A 15,183-nucleotide genomic window follows, 5' to 3' on the forward strand; every position below is an offset into this window, starting at 1 on the left:
CGGCACACCCGGGTGATCCAGCGCCCATCTCGCTGCGCTGCCCCCGCAGGAAGGCGGTCAAGCACCCACTGCTCGGACTCGGTCAGCCCATCAACTGAAACCGGTTGCCCCAGGGGAAGATTCATTAGGGCATCGAGCATCCACAGTTGGGTGATAGCGCCCAGCCCAGTTTGCCGACGGCGTTGGTGCTCGGCCTCGTCGATCCGGACAAACGCGTCACCGCGGCCACCAGTGATTCGCGCCCCATCGCAGACGTATGCCGCTGGGTCGCCGTCCAGCAGGATGCTCATCGCCGAGATAGCTGACGCGCGGGTGGAAAGCGGCGTCACGTCAAGGCCCCCTCGTTCGAGCTGTCGGTTTGGGCGTCGATACCTCAAACTACTATTACAAAGCCTCAAACTATAAATAGACTCGCGAACAGCATAGTAGGGCTGACCTGAGCAGATGAAAAATTGCAATTCATGTACTGATATTTGCGTGAATTTCGCCTGTAGGTGAGACTGAGATTTGTGTCTAGCGCTGACGATGCCGACACCGAGGTGCTGACCTATGCACGTGCGGCGGAGCTGTTGGCCTGTGACGTGAACACTGTCCGGACTCGCACCGAGAAGCACAGCAGGTACCGCAGGGTGCCCACGGCGACGCGGCCGGCCAAGATCTACGCCAAAGAGGTATACGAGGACCGCGCCGAGTTGCTGCACAAACTCAAGGCTTGCGAGCTTGCCGAAGCCGCGCCGGCGACGTCAGCGCGCCGTCCGGAGCCGCAGATCCGTCGACGCAAGCGCTGATTGAGGAGAATTCTCGGTTGCGCGCCGATCTAGCCAACGCGCTGGAAGCGGCGAGGGTCCTGCTGCTGTCGGATTCGGCGAAAAATGACCTCATCCGCCAGTACCTCTACGACGATCCGCATCTCGGCGCCAGCGACCTTGACTGAGCCCGTGGTGAACTCCAGCGATGGAACCGAGCGGCGGCCGTGCGCGTCTGAACTAGATGTCGATGCAGATGACCGCGCGGCGTTGATTAGGAAGCCCGCGATAGGTGTCTGGCAGCACTGCGGCACCTGAAGCGCCTCAACGCTGTGGCGTGGGAGCTGGCCGAGCTCGGCGGGCGCACCGGCGCCCACGGAATCGTCTTCAACGCCGAGGACTGGCGGCCCCCCAGAGCGCGGCTAACCGACCGGCGCGAGGCAAGGCTTGCATCGACAGCAATGCCACGGTCCTGGGGGTGCGCAACCGAGCGACCGCGCTCCGTACCGCGGAGGGGCGTCAGCCGCCCGGCGGTCAGTCCAAACCGGCGGCAGCCTGATCGTCGACCGCCAGAAATTCGTGGGGCGAGACCTCAAGGGCCGCAGCAAGATCGAATAAACGCTCATAGAGCAGGCCACTTTTGCCCAGTTCGACGTCGATCAGCAGGTTGCGCGACAAGCCGGATCGGAGCGCAAGCGCTTCTTGAGTGAGGCCGCGGCTGGTGCGAATGCCTCGGATCCGTTGCCCGACCGAGATGCGAGCCTGCTCCCAGGCGGCGACGCGTTCAGGGTCGGATTGGTCTCTCGGTTTCGGCACCCAACCAAGTAGCAGCATCGGACCCCTAAAGGTCTGCCAAGCTAGCTGGGCATGAGATCTATACTTTGCCGGATCGTGCAATGAGAGGGACGTAACGCATGCCGGACACTGCCAGTGCAAAGAAGGGCCGCCGCGGGTCGGAAACGCGACAGCGCACCGACAGCCTGACGCTCCGATTGCTGCCCGCCGAGGGGGCAGCCCTTCGCCTGCTGGCGAAACAACACGGGCACCCGAGTCGTCAGGCGCTGATACTGGCCACGCTGGAACCGCTGATCGCGACCTCGATGCGGACGAGGTCGTAATGGGCTGTGCGCAGAAGTTTCTCGGCGGCGGAACGCGCCAGAACCACTGCATTGGGCGTGATCGTTCGGCTGAACGACGGTGAAGGCGAAAACACCTGTAATGCCGGCATTTTCAATGGAAACGTGTGGGAAGCGACCACATCACGTCCGATGTTTAGCCTGGAGGCTGCGCCGGAATCGCCAACCATGTGATCCTGCGCCATATCTGTGAAGTGTGTGGTGCTGAACAGAATCTCACGCCTGAAGCCGCCCACGAGGCGGGGCGGGACTACCCGCCGAAAATGGGTCCGTCCGGTCTCATCGGGCCGCGTACCTGCCCGAATTGCGTTGTGAACCAGACGGTCTGGCGGACGCTTGTGGTGGAAAAGTTCACGGCAGACACGCTCACCCCGCACCAACGCGAAACTATTGGGCGAATCGGCGGTGAACCGGACAGCATTGTGCTGCCATAATCGCCAAGCCCTTTGGATGGTTTCGTGGCCCCCGCGCAGATCATCGCGCGCCGCGGGGTGACAGGGCTCGCGGCGCCAGCTAAGGGTCGGTGCTGAATCGCTCGCCGGCTGCCCGTTCTCAAAACGGATGGCATCCTTCTCAATTGAGATGTCGCGGAATGTCACAAATCATCTGGTTTTGAGAACTTTGGCCGGTTGGTGGGCGTCAAAATCTGTATCCGAGTCGTTAGCACTCGACGCCGACGAAGACGGGCGGCCGATTGAGTTTGGATCCACGGGTCATCCTGGAGGACTGCGGGGTTCGGACCGGGTTCACTCTCGTCACCGTGCACTTCGACAGCGCGTCGTCGCCTTGTTTGCTGATAATCGCATGCCCGCCTTGCGATTGGATGCGGGCGATGGTGTCAACGGCTCCGCCGCCCGCCGCGGGGGCCGCTCCAGCAGTCCCCGGCCCCCCTAGCGCGAGGGAAGCGACGACACCCGCCGCGCAGAGGCCGATGATGCTGGTTGTGCTCTTACGCATTGCGTGCTCCTTATTGTGCGAGACGCCCGGTTAGTCGTCAGTGCCGTCGCCGCCGAATATGTGGTAGTAGTGCGATGTTTAGCAGCCAATGCCCGGCACGACACTGAATTGGCATGCGGCACAAGCTGAACAGGTACGGATCGGCTTGGCGATCCTTGTTGCGATGGCAATTGCCCGCGCCGATCCGGCACCGTTGCGCGACTCCTCGTCGGTTGAGACGTTCCCGAATGTTGCTCAACGCGGAGTCCAAATGTGCTGGAACGAAAGGATCTACGTCGTGGTTTAGTTCAAATGGCGATCGTGACAGTATTTCTCGTGGCAAAGCGGCGTCAATGCTCGCCGCGGGTCTCATAGAGGATTCATATCGCCGTCTGCTGTTCGATGTGCGCACCGATAAGCGTTGTGCTCGTTCGTGTTAGAGGTACTGGCGTAAGCGATGCATCGTCCGATGCACGGCACCCGGCACGTTGGCAGTCGAGGCACGCAGCAATTGCGATCCCGTATTATCAGAACTCCCTATGAACTACGTGACAACTACGTAGTTTGGATTCAGGGTGGAGGGATGAGCCCGTCCGCGCGCAGACCGCGCCTTCTGTGAACCGCGGGCTGCGACTGTTGGCTGAGATGACAGGCCCAGGACTGATCAGCACTGCGGTCGGTGGCCCCCGTGGACGCGCGCCGGGCGATCGGGGCTACGTGTGTGTGCGCCGAATCGCCGTAAGCACGACACATGGATGGCAGTGCGCAGCGTCGCGGGGGTGATCCTGGACCTGTCGTTGTTGTCGGGACCGTTCGCGGCAGTGCTGCAGGTCGTGGCGATCGGGGCGGGAGCGTGGTTGCTGTGGAGAGTGTGTCGGTCGGCGCCGGCAACGGTGCTCGGGGTCTGTGTCATCGCGGCGGCGGCACTGACCGTCGGACTGGTGTTTGTGGTGCGCTATGTCTGGTACTTGTTTCCTGATCAACTCGAGCCAACGGTGTACGGCTGGTTGGCGACCGCGATGCTGGCTCTGACCCTTGTGGTGGCGGGCATGGTGATCGATCGGCGCTGGCAGCAGGCGGCCCTGAGGACAGCTGCCGCGGTCTTGGTTATCGCCGGCTGCGCCAACCAGATCAACCGCACCTTTGAGGCGTATCCGGCGCTGCGTGATGTCTTCGGCATCGCATCGGATGTCGAGGTGCCTTTCGCGGATCTGTCTCGCCCGACAACTGGCTACCGTGCGGGACGTCCCGTTGAGATGCACTGGCAACCACGGCTTCTACCGGCGGGGCAAGGGCAACTCGCCACGGTGCGCATTCCCGCAGCTACATCGGGCTTCGCTGCACGCCCTGCCGAGATCTACTTTCCACCAGCATATTTCGCCGATCCCCGACCGGCGCTGCCCGTGATTGTCCTCATTTCCGGACAACCGGGCGGCCCGCGCGACTGGATCACCGCAGGGCAGTTGAAATCGATCATGGACCGATTCGCCGCCGAGCACCGTGGGCTCGCGCCGGTGGCAATCGTCGCCGACGCGACAGGCAGTCGCTTCGCCAATCCGCTGTGCCTCGATTCTCGGCTCGGCAATGCCGCAACCTACCTCGGGGTCGATCTACCCGCATGGGTCAAAAACAACCTCGCTGTCGACACCGATCCCAGCGGGTGGGCGGTGGCCGGGTTCTCTTACGGCGGCACATGTGCTCTGCAGCTAGCCACCAACTACCCTCGCGTGTACCCAACGTTCGTTGACATCGCCGGTGACACCGAGCCCACCCTGGTGGATCGCCGCAGTACGGTGGAAGCCGCCTTCGGCGGCGACGCCGCCGCATTCGCCCGAGTCAATCCACTCGACCTGCTGCGCACCCGCACCTATCCCGGTTCTGCCGGAGCGATCGCTGCTGGCGCCGGCGACGACGAGTCCCGAACCGCCGCGCGAGCCGTCCTGCAGGCAACCCGCACCGCCGCGTTGGACACCCACTACACCCAAGTCCCCGGAAGCCACGACTGGGGCGCCGCCCGAGCCGCACTCGCCAGCGAATTACCTTGGCTAGCTGCAAGAATCGGGCTGATTGCGTGACCAAACCCGTCGCGCGCTTACCGTGAAACTGATGTTGAAACGCGTGTCGATCGAGGCCCTAATCCTGCCGACCGCCGACATTCGGCGATCATCACGCCGACACGATGCGGTCGCGACTCTGCGGGCCGGCTGGTAGGCACCGACATCGCAACTTGGCCCCACCGACTCCGAATTCAGTCGATCGGATCAATGGCATGCAGAGGTCGATGCGGTGTGCTGGTGCGTCTGGGTGCTCGCGTTCTGGATGCGGGGTAGTTGAATCCGGAAAGCCGTTCCACTGCTGTTGGATTCGACGCCGACGGTCCCGTCGTGCGCGGCGACGATGGAGGCCACGATGGCCAGGCCGAGTCCGGTGCCGCCGACTTCTCGTGACCGCGCGGTGTCGGCGCGCACGAATCGGTCGAACAGATTCGGCACGACCTCGGCATCAATGCCCGGACCGTTGTCGGACACCGTCAATTCCACGCGGTCAAGACCGGCGGTCAGAGCGGTCGTGACCGTCACCCCGGCGGGTGTGTGCACACGGGCGTTGGCCAGCAGATTGCCGACCACCTGGTACAGGCGGGCAGGGTCTCCGGGCACCCATACCGGGGTATCAGGGATGCGGCGGCGCCAGTGATGCCCAGGGGAGGCCACAGCGGCATCGTTGACGGCGTTGATCACCAGGTCGCTCAAATCGACCTCGCTGGTCTCGAGGTCCTGCCGCTCGTCGAGGCGGGAGATGAGCAGCAGATCTTCGACTAGGCCGGTCATCCGGTATGTCTCGGATTCGATGCGGGCCAGGGCGTACTCGGTGTTCTCCGGCAGCGCGGCGCTGTCCTGGCGGGTCAGTTCGGCGTAGCCACGGATTGCGGCCAGGGGGGTCCGGAGTTCGTGGCTGGCGTCGGTGAGGAACTGTCTGGTCCGGCGGTGCGACGCGGCGGCATCTGCCAGCGCGGCGTCGACGTTGTCCAGCAGCCGGTTCAACGTGTCGCCCATGATGCCGACCTCGGTTCGGGGGTCGGTGTCCTCGGGCCGGACCCGTTCGGTGATGCGGTGATCGTCGTGGTCGAACTCGCGGGTCGCGACCTTGGCGGCCGTGGCGGCGACGCGGCTCAGTGGTCGTAGGGCGTAGTTCACCACCATCAGGGTGCCGATAGCGGTCAGGACGATGGAGATGCCGGTGATGATCGCGACGGTGACGGTTTTGCGGGCCACGACCACGGTCGCCGGCGCCAGAGAAACACCAGAAACCAGCACGTCGCCCCCGCCCGCATCCTCGCCGGCTAAGCGGTACCAACCCAGCTGGGGGAGTTTGACGGTGCGTGGACCCATTTTCGCCCACGACTGCGCACCAACGGCTTTCACCACATCGGGCCCAGTTGGTTTGGGTTCCCCGTACGGGAACACGGCCGACTGCGCGACAACACCGTTGTGCACGACCGCGATCAAGTTCCCCGGAGCTTGGCCGCCGAACGCCGTCAGGCCGTCCTCCCCGGCGTCGATCGGGTGGGCCGGGTCTCCGCGCTTAATTTGTAGCCGGTCATAGGAATGGCCGAGGGCATCGAGCGAGCGTGCGAGTTCCCCGTCGCTGATCGCGGTGATGTAGCTGTTGAGGCTGTATACCGACAGCGCGCCGACGGTCAGCAACGCCGCGGTGACCACCGCGGTCACACCGAACGCGAGCTGTCGGCGCAAGGTTCGCGGTCGCCACCACGGCCCTCGGATCATCGGTACGTCACCAGACTCGCCGCACGGCACGTGAGGGCTTAGACGTCAACTTCGGCGGGGCGCAGCATGTAGCCCACGCCACGCACAGTATGGATCATCGGATCGCGATCGGTGTCGATCTTCTTACGCAGATACGAGATATAGAGGTCGACGATGCTCGACTTGCCGCCGAACCCGTAGTTCCACACCCGGTCAAGAATCTCCGCGCGGGCGATGGCCCGCCGCGGGTTACGCATCAGGTACCGCAGCAGCTCGAACTCGGTGGCGCTCAACGCGATCGGCTCACCGCCGCGGGTCACTTCCCGGCTGGCGCCGCCCAGCACCATGTCGCCGACCTTGAGCACCTCGTCGGATTCGGGCGCCATATGGCTGGACCGGCGCAGCAGTCCACGCAGCCGCGCCACGAGCTCTTCGAGACTGAACGGCTTGGTCATGTAATCGTCGGCACCGGCGGTCAACCCGGTGACGCGGTCCATCACCGAGTCGCGCGCAGTCAGGAAGAGAGTCGGGGTGTACCCCTCCGCCGAGCGGACCCGCTGCAGCAACTGCAGGCCGTCGGTATCAGGCAGCATGATGTCCAGCACCACGATGTCCGGTTCCATCTCACCGAACTTGGTGACCGCATCACGGCCGTTGTGCGCGACCTCGACAACCCAGCCTTCGTAATGCAATGCCATCTTGACCAGGTTGGTCAGCGCTGGCTCATCGTCGACCAGTAACACCCGGATTGGTGAACCGTCGGCACGTTCCATGCGCGGCAACTGGCCGAGCACCGCGGGCCGAGGATGGCGCTCACGTGGCGGCACCGACATCGTCGTCATTCCTCCATTGTGTGGAGAACACATCTTGCTGTCATTGGCTTCATGTCGAGTTCACATCTTCGGTATGATCCACATCACCCTCATCGTCGGAGGTGAAGCGACGAGAGTCGTTGTTCCGCACATATTTTGGTCACCGACGCCTAGCGCGATATTTGCATTCTCTATGCAAAGGCCAATCCTCCTTGACCGCTTCGGTGGACGATAAATACTCTCGCCCTTAGCAATTGATGGCGTACCCCCTGTAGGTATGTCGGAAATTCTCTGAACCACATTGTTGCGCAATGTTTTTCGTCGATGATGCCGTCGGCGATCCGCGCGGTTCGAGATGTCGGAACAGTGCCCGCACGGGCCCACCACATTTTCATCGAGAACGGAACTCGGCATGCTAGAAACCGCCCCGCCGGCAAAGGGTCTGCGCGCCATCCTGCGCTATGACCTGCCTGCGTCACTTGTCGTATTCCTGGTGGCGCTGCCACTGTCGCTCGGCATCGCCGTCGCCTCGGGCGCTCCGATCCTGGCCGGCATCATCGCCGCCATCGTCGGCGGCATCGTCGCCGGTGCGCTCGGCGGCTCTCCGCTGCAGGTGAGCGGCCCGGCCGCGGGCCTGACTGTCGTCGTGGCCGGACTGATCGCCGAATTCGGCTGGGGCGTGACGTGCGCCATCACCGTCGGCGCCGGCATCCTGCAAATTCTCTTCGGCCTGAGCCGCGTGGCCCGCGCCGCGCTGGCGATCTCGCCGGTCGTCGTGCACGCCATGCTGGCGGGCATCGGCATCACCATCGCGCTGCAGCAGATGCATGTCCTGCTCGGCGGCGCCTCGAAGAGCTCCGCATGGGAGAACATCGAAGGACTGCCGGCGCAGCTGATGAGCATCCACGGCCCCGGCTTCCTGCTCGGGATGCTCGTCATCGTCACGCTGGTGGCGTGGCGGTGGGTGCCCGCCCCGGTCAACCGGATCCCCGGTCCGCTGGTCGCCATCGTCGGAGTGACGGCGCTGTCCGTCCTGTTGCCGTTCGACGTCAAGCGCATTCAGATCAACGGCTCGCTGCTGGACTCGCTGACGCTGCCGACCATGCCCACCGGTGACTGGGACGGCGTCATCGCCGGCGTCCTGACCGTCGCCCTGATCGCCAGCGTCGAGAGCCTGCTGTCGGCGGTCTCTGTCGATCGCATGCACAACGGTCCCCGCACCAACTTCGACCGTGAGCTGATCGGCCAGGGCACGGCCAACGCCATCTCGGGCGCCATCGGCGGCCTGCCCATCACCGGCGTCATCGTCCGCAGCTCGACCAACGTCCTGGCCGGCGCCAAGACGCGTGCCTCGGCCATCCTGCACGGCGTCTGGATCCTGGCGTTCGCGGTACCGTTCGCCGGTCTGGCACAGATGATCCCGACCGCGGCGCTGGCCGGCCTGCTCATCGTCATCGGCTGCCAGCTGGTCAAGAAGGCCCACATCGAAACCGCCCGTCGCACCGGCGACATCGCGGTCTACGTGATCACAGTGCTCGGCGTCGTCTTTCTCAACCTGCTCGAGGGTGTGCTGATCGGCCTCGCCCTGGCAGTCGCCCTGACCGTGTGGCGCGTGATCCGGGCCAAGATCGTCACCGAGCACATCGCCGGCAACGACTGGCGCATCGTGATCGAGGGCTCCGTCAGCTTCCTGTCGCTGCCGCGGCTCACCTCGGCGCTGGCGTCGGTGCCGGCAGGCTCCGATGTCACGATCGAGCTGTCGGTCGACTTCATCGACCACGCCGCCCACGAGACCATCGACGAGTGGAAGCGCCAGCACATCGCCGGCGGTGGCACCGTCGAGATCCACGAACACGGCACCGCCGAACTGCACAACGCCGCGGTCGGCCCGCCGACCCGCACCTTCACACCGTTCGACAAGCGCTCGGGTGTCGTCCCGTGGAAGTCGCAACCGCAGACCAACTCGGTCATGGACGGCCTGGAGACCTACCACCGCCGCACCGCACCGATGCTGCGACCGCACATGGAAGAGCTGATCCACACCCAGAAGCCGCAGACGCTGTTCATCACCTGCGTCGACTCGCGGGTCGTGCCCAACGTCATCACCAGCAGCGGCCCCGGTGACCTGCTCACGGTCCGCAACGTCGGCAACATGATCCCGGAGGGACGCGCCGACGCCTCGATCGAAGCGGCCATCGCCTTCGCCGTCGACGTGCTCGAGGTTTCCTCGATCGTGGTGTGCGGCCACTCCAACTGCGGCGCCATGACCGCACTACTGGATGGCGCCCAGGGCGGCGGTATCGATCGCGATGAGCACCTGCACACCTGGCTGGAGCACGGCGACGCGACGCTGCGCGCCTTCGACGAGGGCCGGCACCCGGTGGCGCTGGCTGCCGGGGAAGAGGGGTTCGGCATCGTCGACCAGCTGTCGATCGTGAACGTCTCCCTGCAGGTCCAGAGCCTGGCCGCCCACCCGCTGGTGCGGGCCCGGCACCGCGCCGGGGACCTCGAGGTGATCGGGCTGTTCTACGACATCGGCACGGCGGCCGCCCTGCGGGTGACACCGGCCGGGGTGGACCGTCTGATCGAGGTGGCCGAGTAAGACCTGATTAGATCCTGCGCCCAGGGCCGTAAACCGCGACGGCGGCGGGCCCTGGGCGCAGTGCCACGTCCGCGCCCTTTCCCGGTCAGCTGCAGCAGCACCCGCGAGTGCCGAAGCTGGCGTCGTCGAACGGCGGGTGATGGGCGCCAGGGTGCTGCGGTGCGGCCCGATAGCGAAGGCCTAACGGGAGCCCAAGGCGCCCAAGAGCAGGGAGAGCATGAGTGCGGTGACGGCATCCGCTTCACCCTTCCCATCCTGACGGCCGTGGTCGGTTCGCGGCCAGGACTTCGTCAAGGGTCAAGCGAGGTAGCTGTGTGGCCGGACACGGGTGCCGTTGAGGAAGAAGATCGGGGGTTCCCTGCACACCGACAGACCGCCCGTCGGTCACCTCGGCTCGGATGTGTTCCAGGGGTAGCCGAATCCCGGTAAGCCGCGTCGAACGCCGTCGCGGTTTCCGATCCCGGAGTCCTCTCGTTCACGTGTCGGTGCCAAAACTGCAACACGGCGTAGAGGGTTTGCCGACGTCCACCTTTGCGCTCGTGACGGTGGTGTCGGATGCGCCAAGCTAGTGGTGGCCCCGCCGGTGGCCGTATCCGTGGCTCTCACCGCTGAACAGTCCGCCGAGGAACCCCCCACGACCCGGTGGATACGGGGATTGCTGATACCCGGGCTGGGGGTATTGCTGCGCCGGCGGCGGTTGCGACGCGGCATAGAACCTGGCCTCGGCCTGGCTGAGCTGCTCAAGTTCGCCTTGGTCTAGAAAGATGCCCCCGCATCCGGTGCACTGGTCGATTTCAACCCCGAAACGCGCGACGGGCAGCATCTGCGACACGCATTTGGGACAGAGCACGACCGGTTTGGCGCTCGGACTGTTCGGTAGTTGCGACATGCTTCGTTTCCTCTCATCGGGTGATGCGGCCGCTACTATAAATAGTAACATTCGCATATATGCATATATAGATCGTGATCTCGGCCCTGGTGCGGCTGTCGGCGCGTTGCCAGGGGATGGCGGGGCGGGGCCGGTGCAGGCTTCGCGAGTTGTTTCTGGGAACCCGGAGTACGCCATGTGCATGCGATGCTCGCGAGGTTGACCGCTGAGCTTTTGCCACTGCCGGCTACGGCAGGTCGGGACGGACCCGATGTCGGTCTGAGGCGCATGTCAGGGGTCGGGGGGAGTAGGCGCAGCCCCAGACTCAGAGGACGCGTTGGCGGGATCGGGCAGGTACTGGCTCAGGCCTGGTGGGATGTTGGTGCCCGGTGGCGGCGCGGTACCGGGCAGGGGTTCTCCGAGTTGCTGCTGAGGCATCTGTCCGAGCAGTCCGCCTTTGAGACGGCCATCGCGGTACATGTCGATGTACCGGCCCAGCCATTGGCGGGCAGGGACATCGGCGTTCTCCTGACCGGGCTCGACCCCGAACTGCTGGCATTGTCCGGGCGCTGATGGTTTGAGGCACAGCTGCTGGCCGTAGGCGTTGTTGAACACGTTGAGGTTCGGTGGAGTTCCTGGTCCGGCACCGGGTGCCGACGGCGCTGTGTTCTGGCCCAGGATGTCCGAACGGCTCAGTCCACTCGTGCCCTGTGGCAGGCCTAGTGCACCGGCCCCTGGGCTTGAGGCGGTGCTCTGCCCGAAGATGTTCAGCCCGGCCGGCCCTAGCGGGACACCAAAGCTCGAAGTCAGCTTGTCGGTCAACGTTGCGGGTGCTGCCGGGGGTGAGGAGGGTAGTGCGCCGAGGTCTGTGGGCGGCGCTGGTGGTGCCGGCGTTGAGGGCGCCGCAGGCGGATTGCCGGGGTCGGCCGCCGCGACCGGTGGTAGAACGATCGCCGCTGCGGCCGCGAAAACGCTAGCGGCGGAGGCAATGTTGGGCATGGCGTTGCCTTCAGACGCTCTTGGTGACGCCGTAATACGCCACAACGTCATCGGTGTCCGTCGTCGTGCTGGTTAGTGTGGCGTATGACCGCAGGAAAGACTGGCCTACGCAGCCATCGATCTTGATGTGGTTGTCTTTGAGTGTCACGCGCGCTGGGGTGGCCTTGAAGGATTTTTTGTCCACTGGAACGCGGATCACCTGACCGGGCTTGGGGTGGATCTCGATCATTCCGGACATCGGGAAGCTCACCCCTGTGGGAATGAGGTTTGCCAGTGATCCGTTGGTTGAGGCGCCGATTTGGCCGATCAGACGGACCTGGCCAAGTTCGATGCCGCAGCCGATCTCGTAGCCGACTTCCAAGGTGCCGCCGTTGAGCTTGGTTGTACCGGCGCCGGTGACGTTGCCGGTGAAGGTGCCGCCCACCAGATACTCACGAGAGGAGACGGCGGTAGTCAACGGTGCGACGGGCAGTTCACTCTCTTTCTGCGCTTTCACTGTCAGGATCCAGCCGTCGGGGGTGGTGACGGCGACCGGATCAGCCGAGGGCACCACGCCATCGTCTGGCGGGGCGCCGCCGTCGGCGACAGCGTCCGGCGGCGCCGCGGCAGGCGATGGCTGCGGATCGGGTGCTGGTGGGTCGGCCAGGGAAACTGGCGCAGTTGTTACGGTTAGCACCGTGCAGGCCGCGGCTAGCACGACGAAGCGATTCAACATGGGGTTGTGTAGCCTCTCGTCGCCAGTTCGTTTCAGAGGTGAAGCGTGAAATGCTCTGGCGGGGAGTCGAATTCCAAGGGACAGGGTCATACGGCCTTCGTGACACCCAGGTAGGTGATCACGTCATCGGTGTTGTCGGTTGAGCTGGTCAAGGTGGCGTAGGACCGGATGAACGACTGTCCCGCGCAGTAATCGGTCTTGATCCGCACACCCGTCACGCTGATCCGGGTTGAGGTGCCTTTGAACGTTTTCTTGTCGATCGCCACCGGGGTCACCGTCCCCGGCTTGAGGTAGACCTTGCCCTGCAGGCTCACACCGGTGCCATCGCCAATTCCGCTCAACGCTGGGGTGAGCGGAATTTTGATTGACGGTGTGAAGCTCGCGCCCGGGGTGATCTCACCCTCGTCCGCGACGATGCCGCAGCCAATTTGCTCGCCGACCTCCAGCGTTCCGCCAGTGAGCTTGGTTGTGCCGTCGCCGGTCACACTGCCGGTGAAGGTGCCTGCGACGAGGTACTCGCGGGAGGTGATCGCGGTGGTCAGCGGCGCGACGGGAAGCTGAGATTCGTTACTGCCCACTACCGACAGGTGCCATCCATCGGGAGTATCGAGCAAGCCTGGGGAAGCCGATGGAACGGCACCGTCCACCGGCGGCCCCGGTGCGCTCGCGTCAGCGGTCGCGGAGGGCACAGTCCCCGCAGTGAGCAGAACGCACACCGCGACCGCCAGCACCGCATAGCTGTTCGACATGACTCTGTGCGTGCCTCTCGTGTTCGATCGTCAGGCTTGATGCCGATGGCGGCTACGCTGACGCGTCGTCGTGGCGTTCGTGTGATCGACCGATGTGCGCTTCGGCGCGCATCCGCTCGACCATGTGCGGGTAGTGCAGCTCGAATGCCGGGCGCTCCGAACGGATCCGGGGCAGCTCGGTGAAGTTGTGCCGCGGCGGCGGGCAGCTGGTGGCCCACTCCAGGGAGTTGCCGTAGCCCCAGGGGTCGTCGACGACGACGGGCTCGCCGTAGCGCCAGCTCTTGAACACGTTCCACACGAAGGGCAGCGTGGATACCCCAAGGATGAACGATCCGATGGTCGAGATGATGTTGAGCGTGGTGAAGCCGTCGGTGGGCAGGTAGTCGGCGTAACGACGCGGCATACCCGAATCGCCCAGCCAGTGCTGGACCAGGAAGGTGGTGTGGAAGCCGATGAAGGTCAGCCAGAAGTGCAGCTTGCCCAGACGCTCGTCGAGCAGACGGCCCGTCATCTTCGGGAACCAGAAGTAGATGCCCGCGTAGGTGGCGAACACGATGGTGCCGAAGAGCACGTAATGGAAATGTGCCACAACGAAATACGAGTCCGTCACCTGAAAGTCCAGCGGCGGGCTGGCCAGCAGCACGCCCGACAGGCCACCGAGCAGGAAGGTGATCAGGAAGCCGACCGAGAACAGCATCGGCGTCTCGAAGGTCAACTGACCCTTCCACATGGTGCCGATCCAGTTGAAGAACTTGATACCGGTCGGGACCGCGATCAGGAACGTCATGAAGGAGAAGAACGGCAGCAGCACGGCGCCGGTGGCGTACATGTGGTGCGCCCACACGGCGACCGACAGGGCGGCGATACCCAGCGTCGCGTAGATCAGGGTGGTGTAACCGAAGATCGGCTTGCGGCTGAAGACGGGGAAGATCTCCGAGACGATGCCGAAGAACGGCAGCGCGATGATGTACACCTCGGGGTGGCCGAAGAACCAGAACAGGTGCTGCCACAGCAGGGCGCCGCCGTTGGCGGGGTCGAAGATGTGCGCACCCAGGTGGCGGTCAGCGGCCAGACCGAACAGCGCCGCGGTCAGCAGCGGGAAGGCCAGTAGCACCAGGATCGAGGTCACCAGGACGTTCCAGGTGAAGATCGGCATCCGGAACATGGTCATACCCGGGCAGCGCATGCAGACCACGGTGGTGACCATGTTGACGGCACCGAGGATGGTGCCCAGACCACCGACGGCCAGGCCGACGATCCACAGGTCGCCACCGGCACCGGGCGAGTGGATCGCGTCGGTCAGCGGCGAGTAGGCGGTCCAGCCGAAGTCAGCGGCACCACCGGGGGTGATGAAGCCGGCGATGGCGATCATCGCGCCGAACAGGAACAGCCAGAAGGAGAAGGCGTTCAGCCGCGGGAACGCGACGTCCGGGGCGCCGATCTGCAGCGGCAGCACCAGGTTCGCGAAGCCGAACACGATCGGGGTGGCGTAGAACAGCAGCATCACGGTGCCGTGCATGGTGAACAGCTGGTTGAACTGCTCGTTGCTCAGGAACTGCAGTCCCGGCATGGCCAGCTCGGTGCGCATGAACAGCGCCATCAAGCCACCGATGAAGAAGAACACGAAGCAGACGACGCAGTACATGATGCCGATCAGCTTGTGATCGGTGGTGGTCACCAGCTTGTAGATCAGGTTGCCCTTGGGGCCCATACGCTCCGGGAACGGGCGACGAGCCTCGAGTTCTCCGATTGGGGGCGCTTCGGCTACCAACAGATCCTCCAAATGTTCCGGGCGAATAGTTCGAGCACACGGGGCATCCCATGTTGTCTGCCGGTGATCTTATCCCCCATTGCAC

The 15,183-nt window shown here is 64.4% G+C and carries 13 protein-coding genes; 4 read left to right on the forward strand and 9 right to left on the reverse strand.

Features of this window, described 5'->3' with window-relative positions; translation table 11 throughout:
• The first annotated feature begins 509 nt into the window (after nt 1-509).
• Together TL10_RS07090 and TL10_RS31940 are read left to right on the forward strand one after the other, a co-directional pair.
• Nucleotides 510-788, forward strand: coding sequence for a hypothetical protein (locus TL10_RS07090; RefSeq protein ID WP_043985084.1), 279 nt, complete (start codon nt 510-512; stop codon nt 786-788).
• A gap of 17 nt (nt 789-805) precedes the next feature.
• Nucleotides 806-934 (forward strand): hypothetical protein, encoded by a 129-nt coding sequence (locus TL10_RS31940; protein ID WP_267884332.1) that lies wholly within the window; start codon nt 806-808, stop codon nt 932-934.
• Between the two features lie 346 nt (nt 935-1,280).
• Here TL10_RS31940 and TL10_RS07095 read toward each other — a convergent pair whose 3' ends face one another.
• Together TL10_RS07095 and TL10_RS31200 are read right to left on the reverse strand one after the other, a co-directional pair.
• Nucleotides 1,281-1,562, reverse strand: coding sequence for a helix-turn-helix domain-containing protein (locus TL10_RS07095; protein ID WP_423136060.1), 282 nt, complete (start codon nt 1,560-1,562; stop codon nt 1,281-1,283).
• A gap of 238 nt (nt 1,563-1,800) precedes the next feature.
• On the reverse strand, nt 1,801-2,481 hold the full coding sequence (locus TL10_RS31200) for a hypothetical protein (protein ID WP_157850359.1): 681 nt from the start codon (nt 2,479-2,481) through the stop codon (nt 1,801-1,803).
• Nucleotides 2,482-3,759: 1,278 nt separating this feature from the next.
• On the opposite strand from TL10_RS31200, the gene TL10_RS07105 reads away from it, so the two are divergent.
• Nucleotides 3,760-4,893 carry an alpha/beta hydrolase gene (locus TL10_RS07105; protein WP_157850360.1) on the forward strand — a complete coding sequence of 378 codons (1,134 nt, stop codon included), beginning with the start codon at nt 3,760-3,762 and terminating at the stop codon, nt 4,891-4,893.
• A 186-nt stretch (nt 4,894-5,079) separates the two neighbouring features.
• Here TL10_RS07105 and TL10_RS07110 read toward each other — a convergent pair whose 3' ends face one another.
• Entirely contained in the window at nt 5,080-6,603 is a 1,524-nt protein-coding gene (locus TL10_RS07110) for a sensor histidine kinase (RefSeq protein WP_043985132.1), read from the reverse strand.
• A 38-nt stretch (nt 6,604-6,641) separates the two neighbouring features.
• Nucleotides 6,642-7,424, reverse strand: coding sequence for a response regulator transcription factor (locus TL10_RS07115; protein ID WP_082067871.1), 783 nt, complete (start codon nt 7,422-7,424; stop codon nt 6,642-6,644).
• A 382-nt stretch (nt 7,425-7,806) separates the two neighbouring features.
• On the opposite strand from TL10_RS07115, the gene TL10_RS07120 reads away from it, so the two are divergent.
• Nucleotides 7,807-9,996 carry a SulP family inorganic anion transporter gene (locus TL10_RS07120; protein WP_043985088.1) on the forward strand — a complete coding sequence of 730 codons (2,190 nt, stop codon included), beginning with the start codon at nt 7,807-7,809 and terminating at the stop codon, nt 9,994-9,996.
• Between the two features lie 565 nt (nt 9,997-10,561).
• On the opposite strand, the gene TL10_RS07125 is transcribed toward TL10_RS07120, so the two are convergent.
• The 5 genes from TL10_RS07125 to ctaD all read right to left on the reverse strand — a co-directional run bounded on the left by TL10_RS07125 (nt 10,562) and on the right by ctaD (nt 15,098).
• Nucleotides 10,562-10,885 (reverse strand): TFIIB-type zinc ribbon-containing protein, encoded by a 324-nt coding sequence (locus TL10_RS07125; RefSeq protein ID WP_082067872.1) that lies wholly within the window; start codon nt 10,883-10,885, stop codon nt 10,562-10,564.
• A 270-nt stretch (nt 10,886-11,155) separates the two neighbouring features.
• On the reverse strand, nt 11,156-11,686 hold the full coding sequence (locus TL10_RS30895; protein ID WP_131630698.1) for a hypothetical protein: 531 nt from the start codon (nt 11,684-11,686) through the stop codon (nt 11,156-11,158).
• 187 nt (nt 11,687-11,873) lie between these two features.
• Nucleotides 11,874-12,578 (reverse strand): MspA family porin, encoded by a 705-nt coding sequence (locus TL10_RS07135; RefSeq protein ID WP_043985090.1) that lies wholly within the window; start codon nt 12,576-12,578, stop codon nt 11,874-11,876.
• An 86-nt stretch (nt 12,579-12,664) separates the two neighbouring features.
• Nucleotides 12,665-13,327, reverse strand: a complete 663-nt coding sequence (locus tag TL10_RS07140; RefSeq protein ID WP_043985091.1) for an MspA family porin — start codon at nt 13,325-13,327, stop codon at nt 12,665-12,667.
• A 52-nt stretch (nt 13,328-13,379) separates the two neighbouring features.
• Complete coding sequence (ctaD, locus tag TL10_RS07145; protein WP_043985135.1) at nt 13,380-15,098, reverse strand: aa3-type cytochrome oxidase subunit I; 1,719 nt, start codon at nt 15,096-15,098, stop codon at nt 13,380-13,382.
• Nucleotides 15,099-15,183 lie beyond the last annotated feature (85 nt).

It is taken from the genome of Mycolicibacterium llatzerense (assembly GCF_000878195.1).
Taxonomy (GTDB): Bacteria; Actinomycetota; Actinomycetes; order Mycobacteriales; family Mycobacteriaceae; genus Mycobacterium; species Mycobacterium llatzerense.